10 protein-coding genes are annotated in these 15,137 nt (G+C 75.0%); 1 reads left to right on the top strand and 9 read right to left on the bottom strand.

Annotated features, from left to right (window positions below; all coding sequences use genetic code 11):
• Positions 1–238: 238 nt before the first annotated feature.
• From AB0F18_RS34270 to AB0F18_RS34285, 4 genes are all read right to left on the bottom strand, one after another.
• A complete protein-coding gene (locus tag AB0F18_RS34270) occupies positions 239–571 on the bottom strand; it encodes a hypothetical protein (protein WP_362067794.1) in 333 nt (110 codons plus the stop codon).
• Positions 568–939, bottom strand: coding sequence for a WhiB family transcriptional regulator (locus tag AB0F18_RS34275; protein WP_351879426.1), 372 nt, complete (start codon positions 937–939; stop codon positions 568–570). Before AB0F18_RS34275 ends, AB0F18_RS34270 begins: the two co-directional genes overlap by 4 nt.
• A 183-nt stretch (positions 940–1,122) precedes the next feature.
• Positions 1,123–1,428: a hypothetical protein gene (locus AB0F18_RS34280; protein WP_362067811.1), complete on the bottom strand. Its 306-nt coding sequence runs from the start codon at positions 1,426–1,428 to the stop codon at positions 1,123–1,125.
• A 179-nt stretch (positions 1,429–1,607) separates the two neighbouring features.
• Complete coding sequence (locus tag AB0F18_RS34285; protein WP_362067796.1) at positions 1,608–3,785, bottom strand: ATP-dependent DNA helicase UvrD2; 2,178 nt, start codon at positions 3,783–3,785, stop codon at positions 1,608–1,610.
• A 181-nt stretch (positions 3,786–3,966) separates the two neighbouring features.
• Between AB0F18_RS34285 and AB0F18_RS34290 the strand changes: the two genes are divergently transcribed.
• The gene (locus AB0F18_RS34290) at positions 3,967–4,227 is read left to right on the top strand and encodes a mycoredoxin (protein WP_045949161.1); all 261 of its coding nucleotides are present in this window, start codon (positions 3,967–3,969) and stop codon (positions 4,225–4,227) included.
• A 90-nt stretch (positions 4,228–4,317) separates the two neighbouring features.
• On the opposite strand, the gene nudC is transcribed toward AB0F18_RS34290, so the two are convergent.
• The 5 genes from nudC to AB0F18_RS34315 all read right to left on the bottom strand — a co-directional run bounded on the left by nudC (position 4,318) and on the right by AB0F18_RS34315 (position 14,827).
• The gene (nudC, locus tag AB0F18_RS34295) at positions 4,318–5,259 is read right to left on the bottom strand and encodes an NAD(+) diphosphatase (RefSeq protein WP_362067799.1); all 942 of its coding nucleotides are present in this window, start codon (positions 5,257–5,259) and stop codon (positions 4,318–4,320) included.
• 50 nt (positions 5,260–5,309) lie between these two features.
• A complete protein-coding gene (locus AB0F18_RS34300; RefSeq protein WP_362067802.1) occupies positions 5,310–6,749 on the bottom strand; it encodes a dipeptidase in 1,440 nt (479 codons plus the stop codon).
• Between the two features lie 10 nt (positions 6,750–6,759).
• On the bottom strand, positions 6,760–10,752 hold the full coding sequence (locus AB0F18_RS34305) for a UvrD-helicase domain-containing protein (protein ID WP_362067805.1): 3,993 nt from the start codon (positions 10,750–10,752) through the stop codon (positions 6,760–6,762).
• A 43-nt stretch (positions 10,753–10,795) separates the two neighbouring features.
• Positions 10,796–14,260, bottom strand: coding sequence for an ATP-dependent DNA helicase (locus tag AB0F18_RS34310; RefSeq protein ID WP_362067814.1), 3,465 nt, complete (start codon positions 14,258–14,260; stop codon positions 10,796–10,798).
• A 219-nt stretch (positions 14,261–14,479) separates the two neighbouring features.
• Positions 14,480–14,827 (bottom strand): MGMT family protein, encoded by a 348-nt coding sequence (locus AB0F18_RS34315; protein WP_362067808.1) that lies wholly within the window; start codon positions 14,825–14,827, stop codon positions 14,480–14,482.
• Between the last annotated feature and the right edge of the window lie 310 nt (positions 14,828–15,137).

Genomic DNA, 15,137 nt, shown 5'->3' on the forward strand with positions numbered 1-15,137 from the left:
AGGGGTACCCCGGTGGCGGGGGCGGGGCGCCCTGGGCCGGCCATCCCGTCGGGGGGGGGGCGGGCGGCGCGCCGGCCGGGGGGCCCGGGCCGCCCCCCCCACCCCCCGGGGGGGCCCGGCGGCGCGGGCCGGGCCCCCGGGGGGGGGGCCGGCCGCCGGGGGGCCCGGCCGGCCGACGGCGGCGCTCAAGCCGCTTTCAAGCCGCTTCGGAGCCGGATTCCGGCTCTGCGCGGGGCCGTCAGTGCATGACGGCCATGGCCAGCGCGCGCCGGGCGCGCAGCGAGACGCGCTCGGCTCGCCGCTGCATGCGCCGGGCGGCGACCAGGCGCGTGGCGTGACGCTCGGCGTCCACCTCGCGCAGCCGGTCGTCCATATGCGCACGGGCCAGGGCTTCTGGGATGAGTTGCATTTCGCGGGTCCTGTTCTGACGCGAGGTGATCGCGCCGGTGGTGATGAAGTCTGCGGTGGCGGAGCCGTGCGGCTGCTCGCTCGTGGTGGCGTGGGGGGACATGGGGGCCTGCTTCAAGGGATCGTGCGTCAGAGGGCGGTCGATGGTTCCGGTGGCGTTCATGCCGCTGCAACCGGGTTCTTGCGCGGGCGGCCGCGGGGCCGCTTGCGGGCCACGACCACGCCCTGGACGAAGAGCTCTCCGCCCCAGACGCCCCAGGGCTCGCGGCGCTCCTTGGCGCCGGCGAGGCAGGCCTCGACCAGCGGGCAGGTGCCGCAGAGGGACTTGGCGTACTCGACGTCGGCCGGGGACTCGGCGAAGAAGACCTCGGGGTCGAAGGTGCGGCAGGGTACCGGGACGCCGAGGTTCTCGATGGCGTCGTCGAGCGCGGTGAGCGCGGTGAGGGGGGTCAAGGCGGGGTCCTCCGGGACTGCGGGCGGGGAGATCGTTTGGGTCTGCGGTACGGACGGGGCGTGCGCTTCGAGTTGCACGGTTGTCTCTTCCTCGTCTTGTTCGGTTAGTCGTTCCGGCCGGTCGGCCGGGTGGCGGCTGATACCTGGTCCTGCCAGTCCCGAGGCCCCTTCGCTCCGTCGTCCCCGGTCGGGGACAAACAGAAGGGCCGCGGATCCCGGGTGGGGTTCCGCGGCCCTGAAGGCGCCGGCCTGATCATGCGATCAGGCTGGATCACTCCAGGGTTCGAGCCCGCGGAAGGCCCACATCAGGTGGTGCTGCGTCGTCGTCTGCTTCTTGAATCCGGCACCGGCCGCGGCGGCGGGGCCATAGGCGCCATGCGCCTGCTGGGCTCCTGCTACTGCCACCAGTGCCTCGGTCGGTCGCTCGTTGCGCTCGCTGACCGGGAGGGTCGCCAGCAGGGCGGCCTTGTCAGCGGAAATCGCGGACAGACCGGTGCCCCGGAGGGAGACGGAACCAAGCAGGCAGGAAGCGGCGACCGAGCGATCGGTCATTTTGGTGAAGGTCATGAAGCTGGTCACTGGTCTCGCCTCCTCTCGGCGTCTCGGGGACTCGGCCCGAGGACCTGTCCCATGTGTATTCGGATAAGTACAGCACGGATCCGGGGCTTTGGAGAAGCCACCGTTTCCGTTGCTAAGAACCTATGGGGATTGGCTGGGCATGTGCAAACTATTTTTCCGACGAGTTTCTACGCGTCGTCAGGATCCTCGCCCGCAGGCTCCTGGCCTGCGCAGATCGCCAGGACGTCGGCCCCGTACCGGTCGAGCTTCCGGCCGCCCACTCCAGAGATCATCGAGAGCTCGCCCGCTTCGGACGGCGCGGCCTCCGCGATGGCCATCAGCGTCTTGTCGGTGAAGACGCAGTACGCGGGCAGCCCCTGGAGCTTCGACTGGCCGGCCCGCCACTCGCGCAGCCGCTCGTAGAGGCCCTCGTCCATGTCGGACGGGCAGTCCTCGCAGCGCATCAGCTTGATCTCCCCGGCCTCGGTCAGGGTCCGGCCGCAGACCCGGCACAGCGCCGGCCCGCGGCTGCCGCGCTTGCGGACGCCGCGCTCGGCCGGGGCGCCCGCCCGGGTCCCCGGGGCCGCGGAGCCCGGCCGCAGGCCGTTCAGGAAGCGGCTGGGCCGGCGGGAGGCCCGGCCGCCGGGAGCCCGCGAGAGGGCCCAGGAGAGCGTCAGGTGCAGCCGCGCGCGGGTGACCCCGACGTACAGCAGCCGGCGCTCCTCCTCCACCTGCTCGTCGGTCTTGGCGTAGGTGATCGGCACCATGCCGTCGGTGAGGCCGACGAGGAACACGGCGTCCCACTCCAGGCCCTTCGCGGCGTGCAGCGAGGCGAGGGTGACGCCCTGGACGGTCGGCGCGTGCTGCGCGGCCTTGCGCTCCTCCAGCTCGACGGTGAGCTCGGCCAGGCCGGCTCCGGGCCGGCTGCGGGCGAAGTCCTCGGCGAGGCGGACCAGCGCGGCCAGCGATTCCCACTGGTCGCGCACGGCGCCGGAGCCGGCGGGCGGCTCGGCGGTCCAGCCGGTGGAGCTGAGCACGGCCCGGACCTGGGAGCCCAGCTCGACGACGTCGTCGAGGAGCGGGTCGTTGCCGGCGGAGCGGGCGGCTCCGCGCAGGGCGAGGACCGCCTTCTGGACCTCGGCCCGCTCGAAGAAGCGCTCGGCCCCGCGCAGCTGGTAGGGGACCCCGGCGTCGGCGAGGGCCTGCTCGTAGACCTCGGACTGGGCGTTGATGCGGTAGAGCACGGCGATCTCGCCGGCCGGGACCCCGGCGGCGATCAGGTCCCGGACGCGGCGGGCGACGCCCTCGGCCTCGGCGGGCTCGTCCGGGTACTCGGCGTAGGCCGGGTCGGGGCCGGGCTCGCGCTGGGAGAGCAGCTCCAGCCGGTGCTCGGCGGCCCGGCCCCGGGCCTGGCTGAGCAGGCCGTTGGCGAGGTGGACCACCTGGGGGGTGGAGCGGTAGTCGCGGACCAGCTTGACCACGGTGGCGTGGGGGTAGCGGGTGCGGAAGTTCAGCAGGTGGTCGGGGGTGGCGCCGGTGAACGAGTAGATGGTCTGGCTGGCGTCGCCGACGACGCAGAGGCTGTCGCGCTCGCCGAGCCACAGCTCCAGCAGCCGCTGCTGGAGGGGGCTGACGTCCTGGTACTCGTCCACCACGAAGTGCTGGTACTGGGTGCGGATCTGCTCGGCGATGTCGTGCCGGTCCTGGAGGATGCCGACGGTGAGCAGCAGCACGTCCTCGAAGTCGATCATTCCGCGGTCGCGCTTGAGCTGCTCGTACGTGCCGTAGATCTGGGCGATCTCGGCCGCGTCCCGGGGGGCCTCGCGGCCGGCCTTGAGGGCGGCGGCCGGGTAGTCGGCGGGGACGGTCTGGGTGACCTTGGCCCACTCGATCTCGCCGGTGACGTCGCGCAGCTCGTTGCGGTCGAGGCGGACGCGGCAGCGCGCGCCGGCCTCGGCCACGAACTGGACCTTGCGTTCGAGGAGGCGGGGGACGTCGCCCCCGATGGCCCGCGGCCAGAAGTACTGGAGCTGGCGCAGGGCGGCGGAGTGGAAGGTCCGGGCCTGGACCCCGCCGGCGCCCAGCGCGCGCAGCCGGCCGCGCATCTCGCCGGCGGCGCGGTTGGTGAAGGTGACGGCGAGCACGCTGGCCGGCATGAGCTGCCCGGAGCGGACCCCGTACGCGATGCGGTGGGTGATCGCGCGGGTCTTGCCGGTACCGGCTCCGGCCAGCACGCACACCGGGCCGCGCAGGGTCGTGGCGACCTCGCGCTGCTCCGGGTCGAGGCCCTGGAGCACGGCGTCGGCGTCGGCCGCGCCGGTACCCGGGCCGGCCGGGAACGATGAGGAGTGCGTTGCTGCTGTCACCCCGCCATGCTGCCAGGTCGGGTGGGGCGGGCGGGAAAATCCGTCCACAGGCCCGGTCGGGTTGTCGGATGGGTCATACCGGCCGCCGCCCGGGAATGGCGGGGCAGCGGCGTACGTTCGAGTACTCGGACCGGACGGTGCTCCGGTCACCAGACGTCATGGACCTCACAGAGGAGCGAGCATGCAGGACACGGGCACGGTCACGATGTACAGCACCACCTGGTGCGGCTACTGCCGCCGGCTGAAGACGCAGCTGGACCGGGAGGGCATCGCGTACAACGAGATCAACATCGAGCTCGACCCCGAGTCCGCCAAGTTCGTGGAGCAGGCCAACGGCGGCAACCAGACCGTCCCGACCGTGCTCGTGAAGTCCTCCGCCGGCAACGAGTCGGTCATGACGAACCCGAGCCTCGCGCAGGTCAAGCAGGCCCTGGCCGTCTGACGCCCGGCCTTCTGACGCCCGGCCGTCCCGGACGCTCCCGGACAGCGGAAGGCCCCCGCCTCGGCGGGGGCCTTCCGCGTGTGACGAACGTTACGGCGCGGGCTTCGGCAGCGGCCGGCCGTACCAGCGCTCGACGAGCCGGGCGGCGATCGAGATCCCCGACGGCGGGATGACCGCGCCGGACTCGAACGCCTCGCTCAGCTCCTCGCGGGAAAACCAGCGGGCCTCCTGGATCTCCTCGCCGTCGACCGTGATCTCGGAGCTGACGGCCCGGGCGTTGAAGCCCAGCATCAGGCTGTACGGGAACGGCCAGGGCTGGCTGGCGACGTACTCGACCTCGCCGATGCGCACGCCCGCCTCCTCCCACACCTCGCGCACCACGGCCTGCTCGATCGACTCGCCCGGTTCCACGAACCCGGCCAGCGTGGAGAAGCGGCCCTCCGGCCAGTGCACCTGGCGGCCCAGCAGCGCGCGGTCCTGCTCGTCGGTGACCAGCATGATCACCGCCGGGTCGGTGCGCGGGTAGTGCTCGGCGCCGCAGCCCGGACAGCGGCGGATGTGCCCGGCGGCCGCGACCACCGTGCGCTCGCCGCAGCGGGAGCAGAAGCGGTGCATGCGCTGCCAGTTCTCCAGGGCGACGGCGTGCACCATCAGCCCGGCGTCGCGCGGGGACAGCAGCAGCCCGGCCTCGCGGAGCCCGGCCGGGCGGGCCGACTGGTCCATGCGGCCCGGCAGCGAGTCCTTCTGCAGCGCGAAGTACCGTACGCCGTCCTCGTCGGTGCCGAGGAAGTACCGGTGGGTCTCGGTGGCCGGGGCCTCGAAGGCCGCGGTCATCACGATGCCGGTGCCGCCGTCGGGGGTGTCGTCGATCAGCACCTGGCCGCCGGAGACGACGAAGACGCGGGTCGTCGGGTGGCTCCAGGCGGCGGCGAGCCAGGCCTCGTCGAGGCGGTGGTGCGCGGCGCGGTCTATGTCGCTGGGCGCGGTGAGCGACAGTGGGCGCTCGGTGTGCGTGCTCACAGGTACTTCCAACTCCCCCGGTGTATGGGACAAGGCAGGCGTACGGACGTGGGTGCGTGCGGTCAGGCGGTGGCGGCGGCCGCCGCGGCGGGCGTGGGCGGGGCCCAGGTGGCGGCGAGGTCGCCCCACAGGTGGGCGGCGGTCTCGACGCCCTTGAGGAGCAGGTCCAGCTCGACCTTCTCGTTCGGGGAGTGCCAGCCGTCGGAGGGGACGGAGATCCCGAGGAACAGGACGGGGGCGTGCAGGACGTCCTGGAGGTCGGCCGCCGGGCCCGAGCCGCCCTCGCGGGTGAAGCGGACCTGCTGCCCGAAGGCCCGGCCCATGGCGCGCACGACGGACTGCAGCGCGGGGTGGTCCAGCGGGGTGAGGCAGGGGCGGGTGGGGGCGCCGAAGGTGATGGAGTGCCGGATCCCGGCGGGGATCCGGGCGGCGACCCAGTCCCGTACGGCGGCCTCGACCTCGTACGGATCCTGCCCCGAGACGAGGCGGAACGACAGCTTCAGGTGGGCGGAGGCGGGGACGATGGTCTTGCCGCCGGGGCCCTGGTAGCCGCCGCCGATGCCGTTGACCTCGGCGGTCGGGCGGGCCCAGACGCGCTCCAGGGTGGAGTAGCCGGCCTCGCCGGCGGCGGCGTGTGACTTGGCCGTGCGCAGCCACTCGGCCTCGTCGAAGGGCAGCTCGGAGATCAGCCGGCGTTCGGCGTCGGTGAGCTCGGTGATGTTGTCGTAGAAGCCGGGGATCGTGACCCGCTCGTCCTCGTCGTGCAGGGCGGCGACGAGGCGGGCGGCGACGGTGGCCGGGTTGGGCACGGCCCCGCCGAAGGCGCCCGAGTGGATGTCCTGGTCGGGGCCGTGGAAGTCGATCTCGCAGTCGGCGACGCCGCGCATGCCGGTGCAGACGGTCGGGGTGGTCTCGGACCACATGCCGGTGTCGGAGACGATCACGACGTCGGCGGCGAGCTCGGCGGCGCGGGCCTCGACGAGCGCGCGGAAGTTCGGGGAGCCGGACTCCTCCTCGCCCTCGATGAGGAGCTTGAGGTGCACGGCGGGGGCCTCGGCGCCGGTGGCGGCGAGGTGGGCGCGGACGCCGAGGGTGTGGAAGAAGACCTGGCCCTTGTCGTCGGCCGCGCCGCGCCCGTACATCCGGCCGTCCTTGACGACGGGCTCGAAGGGGTCGGTGTGCCAGCCGTCTTCGAGGGCGGCGGGCTGGACGTCGTGGTGGCCGTAGACGAGGACGGTGGGGGCGGCCGGGTCGGCGGCCGGCCAGTGGGCGAACACGGCGGGGGCGCCGGTGCCGTCGGCCGTTTCCCAGATCTCGGTGACCGGGAAGCCGGTCTCCTTGAGCTTCGCGGCGAGCCATTCGGCGCTGCGGCGTACGTCGCCCGCGTGCTCGGGCTGGGCCGACACGGAGGGGATGCGCAGCCACTCGGCGAGGTCGCCGAGGAAGGCCGCGCGGTGGGCGTCGATGTACGTGCGGACGACGTTGTCCGGGGTTTCGCTCATGGCCACGAGCCTAGCCGTCCGCCTGATGGGCACCGTCCGTGTCCGTTTTGCCTTGGAGGATCCGCTCAAGACGCTCCCGTCCGGGGAGGTCACGGGGACGGATGACGCGGCCGCTGCGGACGTGCAGGAAGGCGGCGGCGACCCGGTCGAGGGGGGTGCCGGTGGCTTCCGCCCAGGCGAGGCGGTAGACGGCGAGCTGGAGGGGGTCGGCCTGGGTGGTGCGGCCGGTCTTCCAGTCGACGACCTCGTACGAGCCGTCGGGGTTGCGGTAGACGGCGTCGATGCGGCCGCGGATCACCCGGCCGGCGAGGGTGAGCTGGACGGGCGCCTCCATCCGGTACGGGGTGCGCTCGGCGTACTCGCTGCGCTCGAAGGCGGCCTTGAGGGCTTCGAGGTCGGCGGCGTCGGCGATCTCCTGGTCGGTGCCGGGGAGGTCGGCGGCGGGGTCGAGGACATCGAGGTGGGGCAGGGGCAGGGCGTCGAAGCGGGACTCCACCCAGGCGTGGAACCGGGTGCCCTGGCGGGCGGCGGGCTGCGGGGGCTTGGGCATGGGGCGGGCTAGGTCGCGTACGAAGCCCTGCTCGTCGGCGGCGAGGCGCAGGAGCTGGCTCGCGGAGAGGGCGCCGGGCAGCTCGACGTCGCGCACGGCGGCGCGGGCGCGCAGCAGCTCGCCCTCCAGGGCGTCGAGGTCCCGGTCCCAGGAGGCGATGATCCGGGCCTCCTCGGGGGTGAGGGGGGTCCCGGACGGGGCCGGCCGCGCCGGGTGCGTCGGGGCGGGGGCGGCCCCGGGCAGGGTGGCTTCGCCGGCCCAGAGGTCGTCCGACGGGTCGGCGGCGCCGGGCCGGGCCGTGGCGTCGGCGGGCTCCGGCCGGAGGGTCTTGTCCCCCACCCCGCCCCTTCTCCCCCAGCTACCGCTGGGGGTACCCCCAGAAACCGGGGCTCCGCCCCGGACCCCGCTCCCGGCTACGCCGGACTCCGTGGCCACGGCTTCGCCGGCCCACAGGTCATCCGCTTCGCGGGGCGCGGGTACGGCCTCGCCGGGCCGGGCCGCCGGGGCGTCGTCGCCGCCCCGGGCTTCGCCCCACGGGTCCACGGGCACGGCTTCGCCCGCCCACACGTCATCCACCCCACCGAGCGCCGGCACGGCCTCGCCGGGCCCGGTCGCCGGGGCGTCGTCGCCGCCCCGGGCTTCGCCCCACGGGTCCACGGGCACGGCTTCGCCCGCCCACACGTCATCCACCCCACCGGGCGTCGGCACGGGTTCGCCGGGCCGGGTCGCCGGGGCGTCGTCTCCACCCCGGGCTTCGCCCCACGGATCGGCGGGTACGGCTTCGCCCGCCCACAGGTCGGGGTCGGGTGTGTAGGGGGCGTCGGCCTCGGGCGGGGGCCAGGGTTCGTTCTCGTAGGACGGGTCCTCGCAGTGCGGGGGCCAGAGGTAGGGGTCGGCCGAGGGGCGGGGCGTGGGGTGGGCTGCGAGGTGGGATTCCACCAGGGCGGCGGCCTCGCGGCGGAGGGTGAGGGAGGTCGGGTCCAGGGGGAGGGGCCAGGAGTGGTCCGGGGTGGAGGCCGAGGCGAGGGCCGGGTTCTCCGCGTCGGGGGCCGGTTCCTCCGCCCAGGCTTCGATCTCGCCGTAGCCCGCGGCGCAGTGGTCGTGGAGGGCCTGGAGGAAGGACGACGGGCCCCGGCGGCGCTTCTGCGTGGGGCCCCACCAGTGGCCCGAGGCGAGGAGGAGGCTGCGGGGGCGGGTGAAGGTGACGTAACCGAGGCGGAGTTCCTCGGTCTCCTTGTGGGACTTCAGGGCCGCCTTGAAGGACTTCAGGCCCGCCGAGGTCCACGCCGGGTCGGCCGGGAGGGTGGCGGCGTCGCCGCGCAGGGCGTACGGAAGGACCTTCGGGTACGAGGTCCAGGCCTCCGGGGCCTTCTCCTTCGGGAAGGAGCCCGCGCACAGGTCGGGGACGACGACCACGTCCCACTCCAGGCCCTTGGACTTGTGGGCCGTGAGGACCTTGACCGTGTTCTCCCCGCCGGGGAGGGCGTGGTCGAGGCCCTTCTCGTACTGGGCGGCGGTGCGCAGGAAGCCCAGGAAGGCCAGCAGGGTGGCCTCGCCGTCGAGCGCCGCGAAGCCGGCCGCGACGTCCATGAAGTTGGAGAGGGTCTCGCGGCGGCGGGCCGCCAGGGCGTGGGGGGAGGCGGAGAGTTCCACGTCCAGGCCCGTGGTCGACAGGACTCGGTGCAGGACGTCCATCAGCGGGTCGGAGAGGGAGCGGCGCAGGTCGCGGAGTTCCTGGGCGAGGTGCGCGAAGCGGACCCGGGCGGCCGCGGAGAAGGGGAGGTCCTCGGCCCCCGCGCCGTCCAGGAAGGTTTCCAGGGCGTCGGCCAGGGAGACCACCTCGGCCGGGTCGACGCCCTCGACCGCCGCCGCCAGCCGGCCGTCGGGGCCGTCGGAGGCGTCGGGCCGGGCCACCAGCTGCCGGGCGAGCCGGCCGAGCAGCGCCAGGTCGCGGGCGCCGATCCGCCAGCGCGGGCCGATCAGGAGGCGGACCAGGGCGGCGTTGGCGCCGGGGTCCTGGAGCACCTCGCACACCGAGACCAGGTCGGCGACCTCGGGGAGGTGGAGGAGGCCGGAGAGGCCCACGACCTCCACCGGGACGTCCCGGGCGACCAGGACCGCCTGGATGCTCGCGAAATCGGCCGCCGAGCGGCACAGGACCGCGATCTCGCCCGGTTCCCTGCCGGTGCGCACCAGGTGCGCCACGGAGTCGCCGAGCCACTCCAGCTCCTCGGCGTGGGTGGGCAGCAGGGCGCAGCGGACCAGGCCGTCGTGCTCGGCGCCCGGGGCGGGGCGCAGCGCCTCGACGCCCTCGTGCATGGCGCGCAGCGGGGCGGCGAGCCCGTTGGCCAGGTCCAGCAGGCGGCCGCCGCTGCGCCGGTTCTCGCTGAGCGAGAACCGGGTCGCGGGGCTGCCGTCGGTGTGGGGGAAGTGCTCGGGGAAGTCGTCGAGGTTGGCGACGGAGGCGCCGCGCCAGCCGTAGATGGCCTGGCAGGGGTCGCCGACGGCGGTCACCGCGTGCCCCGTGCCGCCGCCGAAGAGGCCGGACAGCAGGAGCCGCTGGGCGACGGAGGTGTCCTGGTACTCGTCGAGGAGGACGACGCGGAACTCCTCGCGCAGCAGGGCGCCGACCTCCGGGCGGGTGGTGGCCAGCTTCGCGGACAGGGCTATCTGGTCGCCGAAGTCGAACAGGTCGCGGGAGCGCTTGGCCGCGCGGTAGCGGACGACGAGCTCCAGCAGTTCCAGGCGGCCGCGGACCGCCTCGGGGGCCTTGCGCAGGTCCTCGTTGGTGAGCTTGGTGCCGGCGAGGACGTCGAGCAGCCCAGTGTCGTACGCGCGCAGCTCCTCCGGCTCGACCAGGTGCTCGGAGAGTTCCCCGTCGAGCGCGAGGAGGTCGCTGACCAGGTCGGGGACGGACTTGGTGAGGGCGGGGTAGGGGCCGGGGGCTTCGCGGAGCACCTTCGCGGCGAGCTGGAAGCGGGTGGCGTCGGCGAGGAGGCGGGCGCTGGGCTCCAGGCCGATGCGCAGGCCGTGGTCCTTGAGGAGCTGGCCGGCGAAGGCGTGGTAGGTGGAGATGCGGGGCTCGCCGCCGGCCGTGTCGGCATCGGCCGGGGTGGGGGTCCCCCCGGCGAAGCCAGGGGGAGGGTCGGGGTCGGTGATGCCGGCCTTCGCGAGGGCTTTGCGTACGCGTTCGGCGAGTTCGCCGGCGGCCTTGTTGGTGAAGGTCAGGCCGAGGACCTGTTCGGGGGCGACGGCACCGGTGCCGACGAGCCAGACGACGCGGGCGGCCATGACCGTGGTCTTGCCGGAGCCGGCGCCGGCGACGATCACCTGGGGGGCGGGCGGGGCGGTGACGCAGGCCAGCTGTTCGGGCGTGAAGGGGATCCCGAGGAGCTCCTTGAGCTGCTCGGGATCGTCGAGGACGGGGGCGCGCCCGGACGCGTACGCGGTCACCTCAAAAGGCTAGCCGCCCCCACGGACACTCCCGGCCGTCGTCTCATTCCACGGTCTGGCGGCCCTCGGGGAGGGCGCTGCAGGAGCTGCGGAAGGAGCAGCGCTTGCAGTGTTCGCCGGTGGCGGGTGCGAAGCGTTCGTCCAGGACCCGGCCGGCGGCGGTGGCCAGCAGGTCGCCGACCCACTCGCCCGAGCTGCCCGCGGACAGCGCCTCCTGGGCCTGGATCTTGGGGACCTCGTCGCCGCCGTCCCGCTTCGCGGCGCCCTGGCGCAGCTGGACGAGTTCGGCGCCGCCGGGTTCGGGGCGGCGGCCGTCGAAGACCTCGTCGACGGCGCCCTCGCGGACGGCGAGCTGGTAGACGGCGAGCTGGGGGTGGCGGGCGACCTCGTCGCGGGTGGGGGCGCCCTTGCCGGTCTTGAAGTCGACGACGTAGGCGCGGCCCTGCGGGTCGGCCTCGACGCGGTCCATGGAGCCGCGGATGCGGACGGCGTACTCGCCGGCGTCGAGGGTGACGTCGAAGTCGTGCTCGGTGGCCACGGCGGTGCGGCCGCCGCGGTCGGTGGTGTGCCAGCGCAGGAAGCGTTCCAGGGCGGCGCGGGCGTTGTCCTTCTCCTGGCGGGACTTCCAGGGGGCGTCGAAGGCGAGGGCGTCCCAGACGGAGTCGAGGCGTTCCATGAGGACGGCGAGGTCGGCGGGGGTGCGGCCGGAGGCGACCTCGTCGGCGAGGACGTGGACGACGTTGCCGAAGCCCTGGGCGGCGGTGGAGGGGGCGTCGGCCTTGACCTCGCGGCCCAGGAACCACTGGAGGGAGCAGGTGTTGGCGAGCTGGTCCAGGGCGCTGCCGGAGAGGGCGACGGGGCGGTCCCGGTCGCGGAGGGGGACGGTGGCGGCGGTGGGCTCGTACAGGCCCCACCAGCGCTGCGGGTGCGCGGCGGGGACCAGGGGGCGGTCCTCGTCGTCGGTGAGCGCGGCGAGGCGGGCGAGGCGGCGGGCGGCGGCGTCGCGCAGGGCGGGCGAGGCGTCGGGGTCGACGGTGGTGGCGCGGAGCTCGGCGACGAGCGCGGGGACGGCGAGGGGGCGGCGGGGGCGGCCGGTGACGTCCTTGGGGGTGACGCCGAGTTCGGTGAGGAAGCGGGAGGGCTGGTCGCCGTCCTCGGCGGGGGCCTTGACGGCGGTGACGACGAGGCGGTGGCGGGCGCGGGTGGCGGCGACGTAGAACAGCCGGCGCTCCTCGGCGAGGAGGGCGCCGGGGGTGAGGGGTTCGGCGAGGCCGTCGCGTCCGATGCGGTCGGCTTCGAGGAGGGAGCCGCGGCGGCGCAGGTCGGGCCAGAGCCCTTCCTGGACCCCGGCGACGACGACGAGGCCCCACTCCAGGCCCTTGGAGCGGTGGGCGGTCATGAGGCGGACGGCGTCGGAGCGGACCGTCCTGCCGGTGAGGGTGTCGGCGGCGATGTCCTCCGCCTCCAGCTGTTCGAGGAAGTTGAGCGCGCCGCGGCCGCCGGTGCGTTCTTCGGCGCGGGCGGCGTTGTCGAAGAGGGCGCAGACGGCGTCGAGGTCGCGGTCGGCGTTGCGGCCGGCCGGGCCGCCGCGGCGGGCCTGGCGTTCGAGGCGCTGCGGCCAGGGGGTGCCGTCCCAGAGGGTCCAGAGGGCCTCTTCGGCGGTGCCGCCGCCCTGGAGGAGCTCGCGGGCCTTGCGCAGGAGCAGGCCGAGGCGCTGCGCGCCGCGGGCGTACGCGGGGTCGTGCGCGGTGAGGCGCTCGGGCTCGGCGAGGGCGCGGGCCAGCAGGACGTCGGAGGGCGCGGGTACGGCGACCCCGGCGGCCCGCTCCTCGTCGCGCAGGGCCCGCCCGAGCCGGCGCAGGTCGGCGGCGTCCATCCCGCCGAGCGGCGACCCGAGCAGCTCGATGGCCGCCTCGACCCCGACCCACCCTTCGCCTCCGGCGGTCGAGGGGGCGGGGGTGGCTTCGCCGGGTCCGGGGGGAAGGTCCCGCCCGGCCGCCCCGGAGCCGCGAGAGGGCTCGCGCTCCTCGGCGCCTGCGGCGCCGGGGCCGGTCGGGGTTTCCCCGTCCGGCAGGGGCGAGTCCGGGCCGGTGGAGTCGGAGGCGGCCGGGGGCGGTTCCGAGGTGTCTGCGGCGTCCGGCAGGGCGGGGGTGGGCGGGGGCGGGGTTGTGGCGGCTGTGGCGGTGGTGCGGAGGGCCGTCAGGAGGGGGGAGATCGCCGGTTCGTGGCGGAGGGCCGTCGTGGTGGCGTCCGTTTCCGCAGGGACGCCCGCCGCGATCAGGGCCCGGCGCATCGCCGGGAGGGTGCGGCCGCCCGAGCGGACCAGGACGGCCATGTCCTGCCAGGGGACGCCGTCCTCCAGGTGGGCCCGGCGCAGGATGTCGGCGATGTTGTCCAGCTCGGCCCCGGCGGTCGGGTACGTGTACACCTCGACGCGGCCGCCCTCGCGGGCGGGCGTCAGGTCGCGGTGGGCCCGGACGGCGGCGGCCGGCAGGCGCGGGACGGGCATGCGGGTGGTGAGGAGGCGGGTCGCGGCCAGCAGGTTCGCGCCCGAGCGGCGGCCCGTGGTGAGGGCGCGGACCTCGGCGCCCGGGAAGGAGGTCTCGAAGTCGAGGATGTTGTTGATGTCGGCGCCCCGGAAGGCGTAGATCGACTGGTCCGGGTCGCCGAAGGCCACCAGCGTCCCCGCCGGGCCGTTCAGCGCGCGCAGCAGCCGCAGCTGGGAGGCGTCCGTGTCCTGGTACTCGTCCACGTAGATCACGTCGTAGGAGGAGGAGAGGGACGGGGTGGTCTCCGACAGGAGGACGGCGCGGTGGAGGAGTTCGGCGTAGTCCAGGGAGCCCTGGAGGTCCAGGACGTCGAGGTACTCGGAGAGGAAGGCCGCCGCGGCCTTCCAGTCGGGGCGGCCGATGCGGTCGGCGAAGGTCGCGAGGGCCCGCGGTCCCAGCCCCAGCTCGCGGGCGCGGGCCAGCACCGCGCGCACCTCGTCGGCGAAGCCGCGCGTGGTCAGCGCGGCCCTCAGGTCCTCCGGCCAGCGGATGGAGCGCAGCCGGCGCTGGCCCTCCAGCAGGGTGCGGACCATCACGTCCTGCTCCGGTCCGGACAGCAGGCGCAGCGGGTCCGCGAAGAGTTCGTGGTCCTGGTGGGCGCGGACCAGGCCGTAGCAGAAGGAGTGGAAGGTGGTGGCCTGCGGGGCGCGGGCGCCGCCGAGGCGCAGGGCGGCGCGGTCGCGCAGTTCCACGGCCGCCTTGCGGCTGAAGGTGAGGATCAGGATGCGGGCGGGGTCCGTGCCGGCCTCGACGCGGGCGGCGGCCGCCTCGACGAGGGTGGTGGTCTTGCCGGTGCCGGGGCCGGCCAGTACGAGCAGCGGTCCGCCGGTGTGATCAACCACCGCCCGCTGGGCCGCGTCCAGAACAGGGGGGGCCACCTGCCGCGGGCCGGTGCGCACCAGGCGGTACGCGTCGGGCGTACGCGTACGCCGCTCCGAGCGGCCGGGAGAAGAGGTGATCACGTGGGGTGCCGGTCCTGGTGGGTCTGCGGGTGCTGTCAGCGGGGTGTCCGGCGCGGGCGCCGAAGCCCGGGCCGGAGCCGAAGAGGCAACGCTACGGCAACCCGGGCGGGCGCCGCAGTCCCTCCCGGTGGGCCCGGACGTCGACCCGGCGGGCCCGCGGGCCGTCCCCCGTACGGGCCTTCGGGTGCCCGTCCGGATTCCGGATGGCCGAAGCTGTCAGGTGTGAGCCTCGTCGCCTCCGGGACCCTCCTCGCGCCCGTCCCAGCGTGCCCGCCGCATCGCCAGGCGCGGCTCGCCGGAGGGGGTGGCGCGCAGCGGGGTGCCCTCGGTCCGGTAGTGCTCCAGGGCGCGCCGCTCGTGGCCGGGCAGGGGGACGCCGTCCGCCCGCACCACCCGCCACCAGGGCACTGCGCCGCCGTACAGGGCCATGACGCGCCCGACTTGGCGGGGTCCGCCCTCGCCGAGCCACTCGGCGACGTCCCCGTACGTCATCACCCGGCCGGGCGGAATCCGCTCGGCCACCTCCAGTACCCGCTCCGCGTACGCGGGCAGCTCTCCGCTCATTCGGCCCATGGTGCCGGACGTCGCCCACGCCGCGCCGGAAGCTTCGGTTCCATACCGGCGCGCACCCTGATGCCCCGCTGGACCGCCGGTCCGTGCCACCATCTTCCGGGCGGTGACTGGTGATACGTGATCAAGAAGAGACGGAAGTGACGGCGAAGGAGCGGGCTGTGAGCCCTCCGGACGGCGCGGGAAAGGGCGGGGGCGCCCGCCCGCACAAGGGCGCGCGCGCCGGCGGTGCGGGACGGCCCGAGGAGCCTTCCGCGGACCCGGGCGCCACCGGCTCCGGCGGGGCCCCGGACGCGGACCCGCA

This window comes from Streptomyces sp. NPDC029216 (genome assembly GCF_040648015.1).
Taxonomy (GTDB): Bacteria; Actinomycetota; Actinomycetes; order Streptomycetales; family Streptomycetaceae; genus Streptomyces.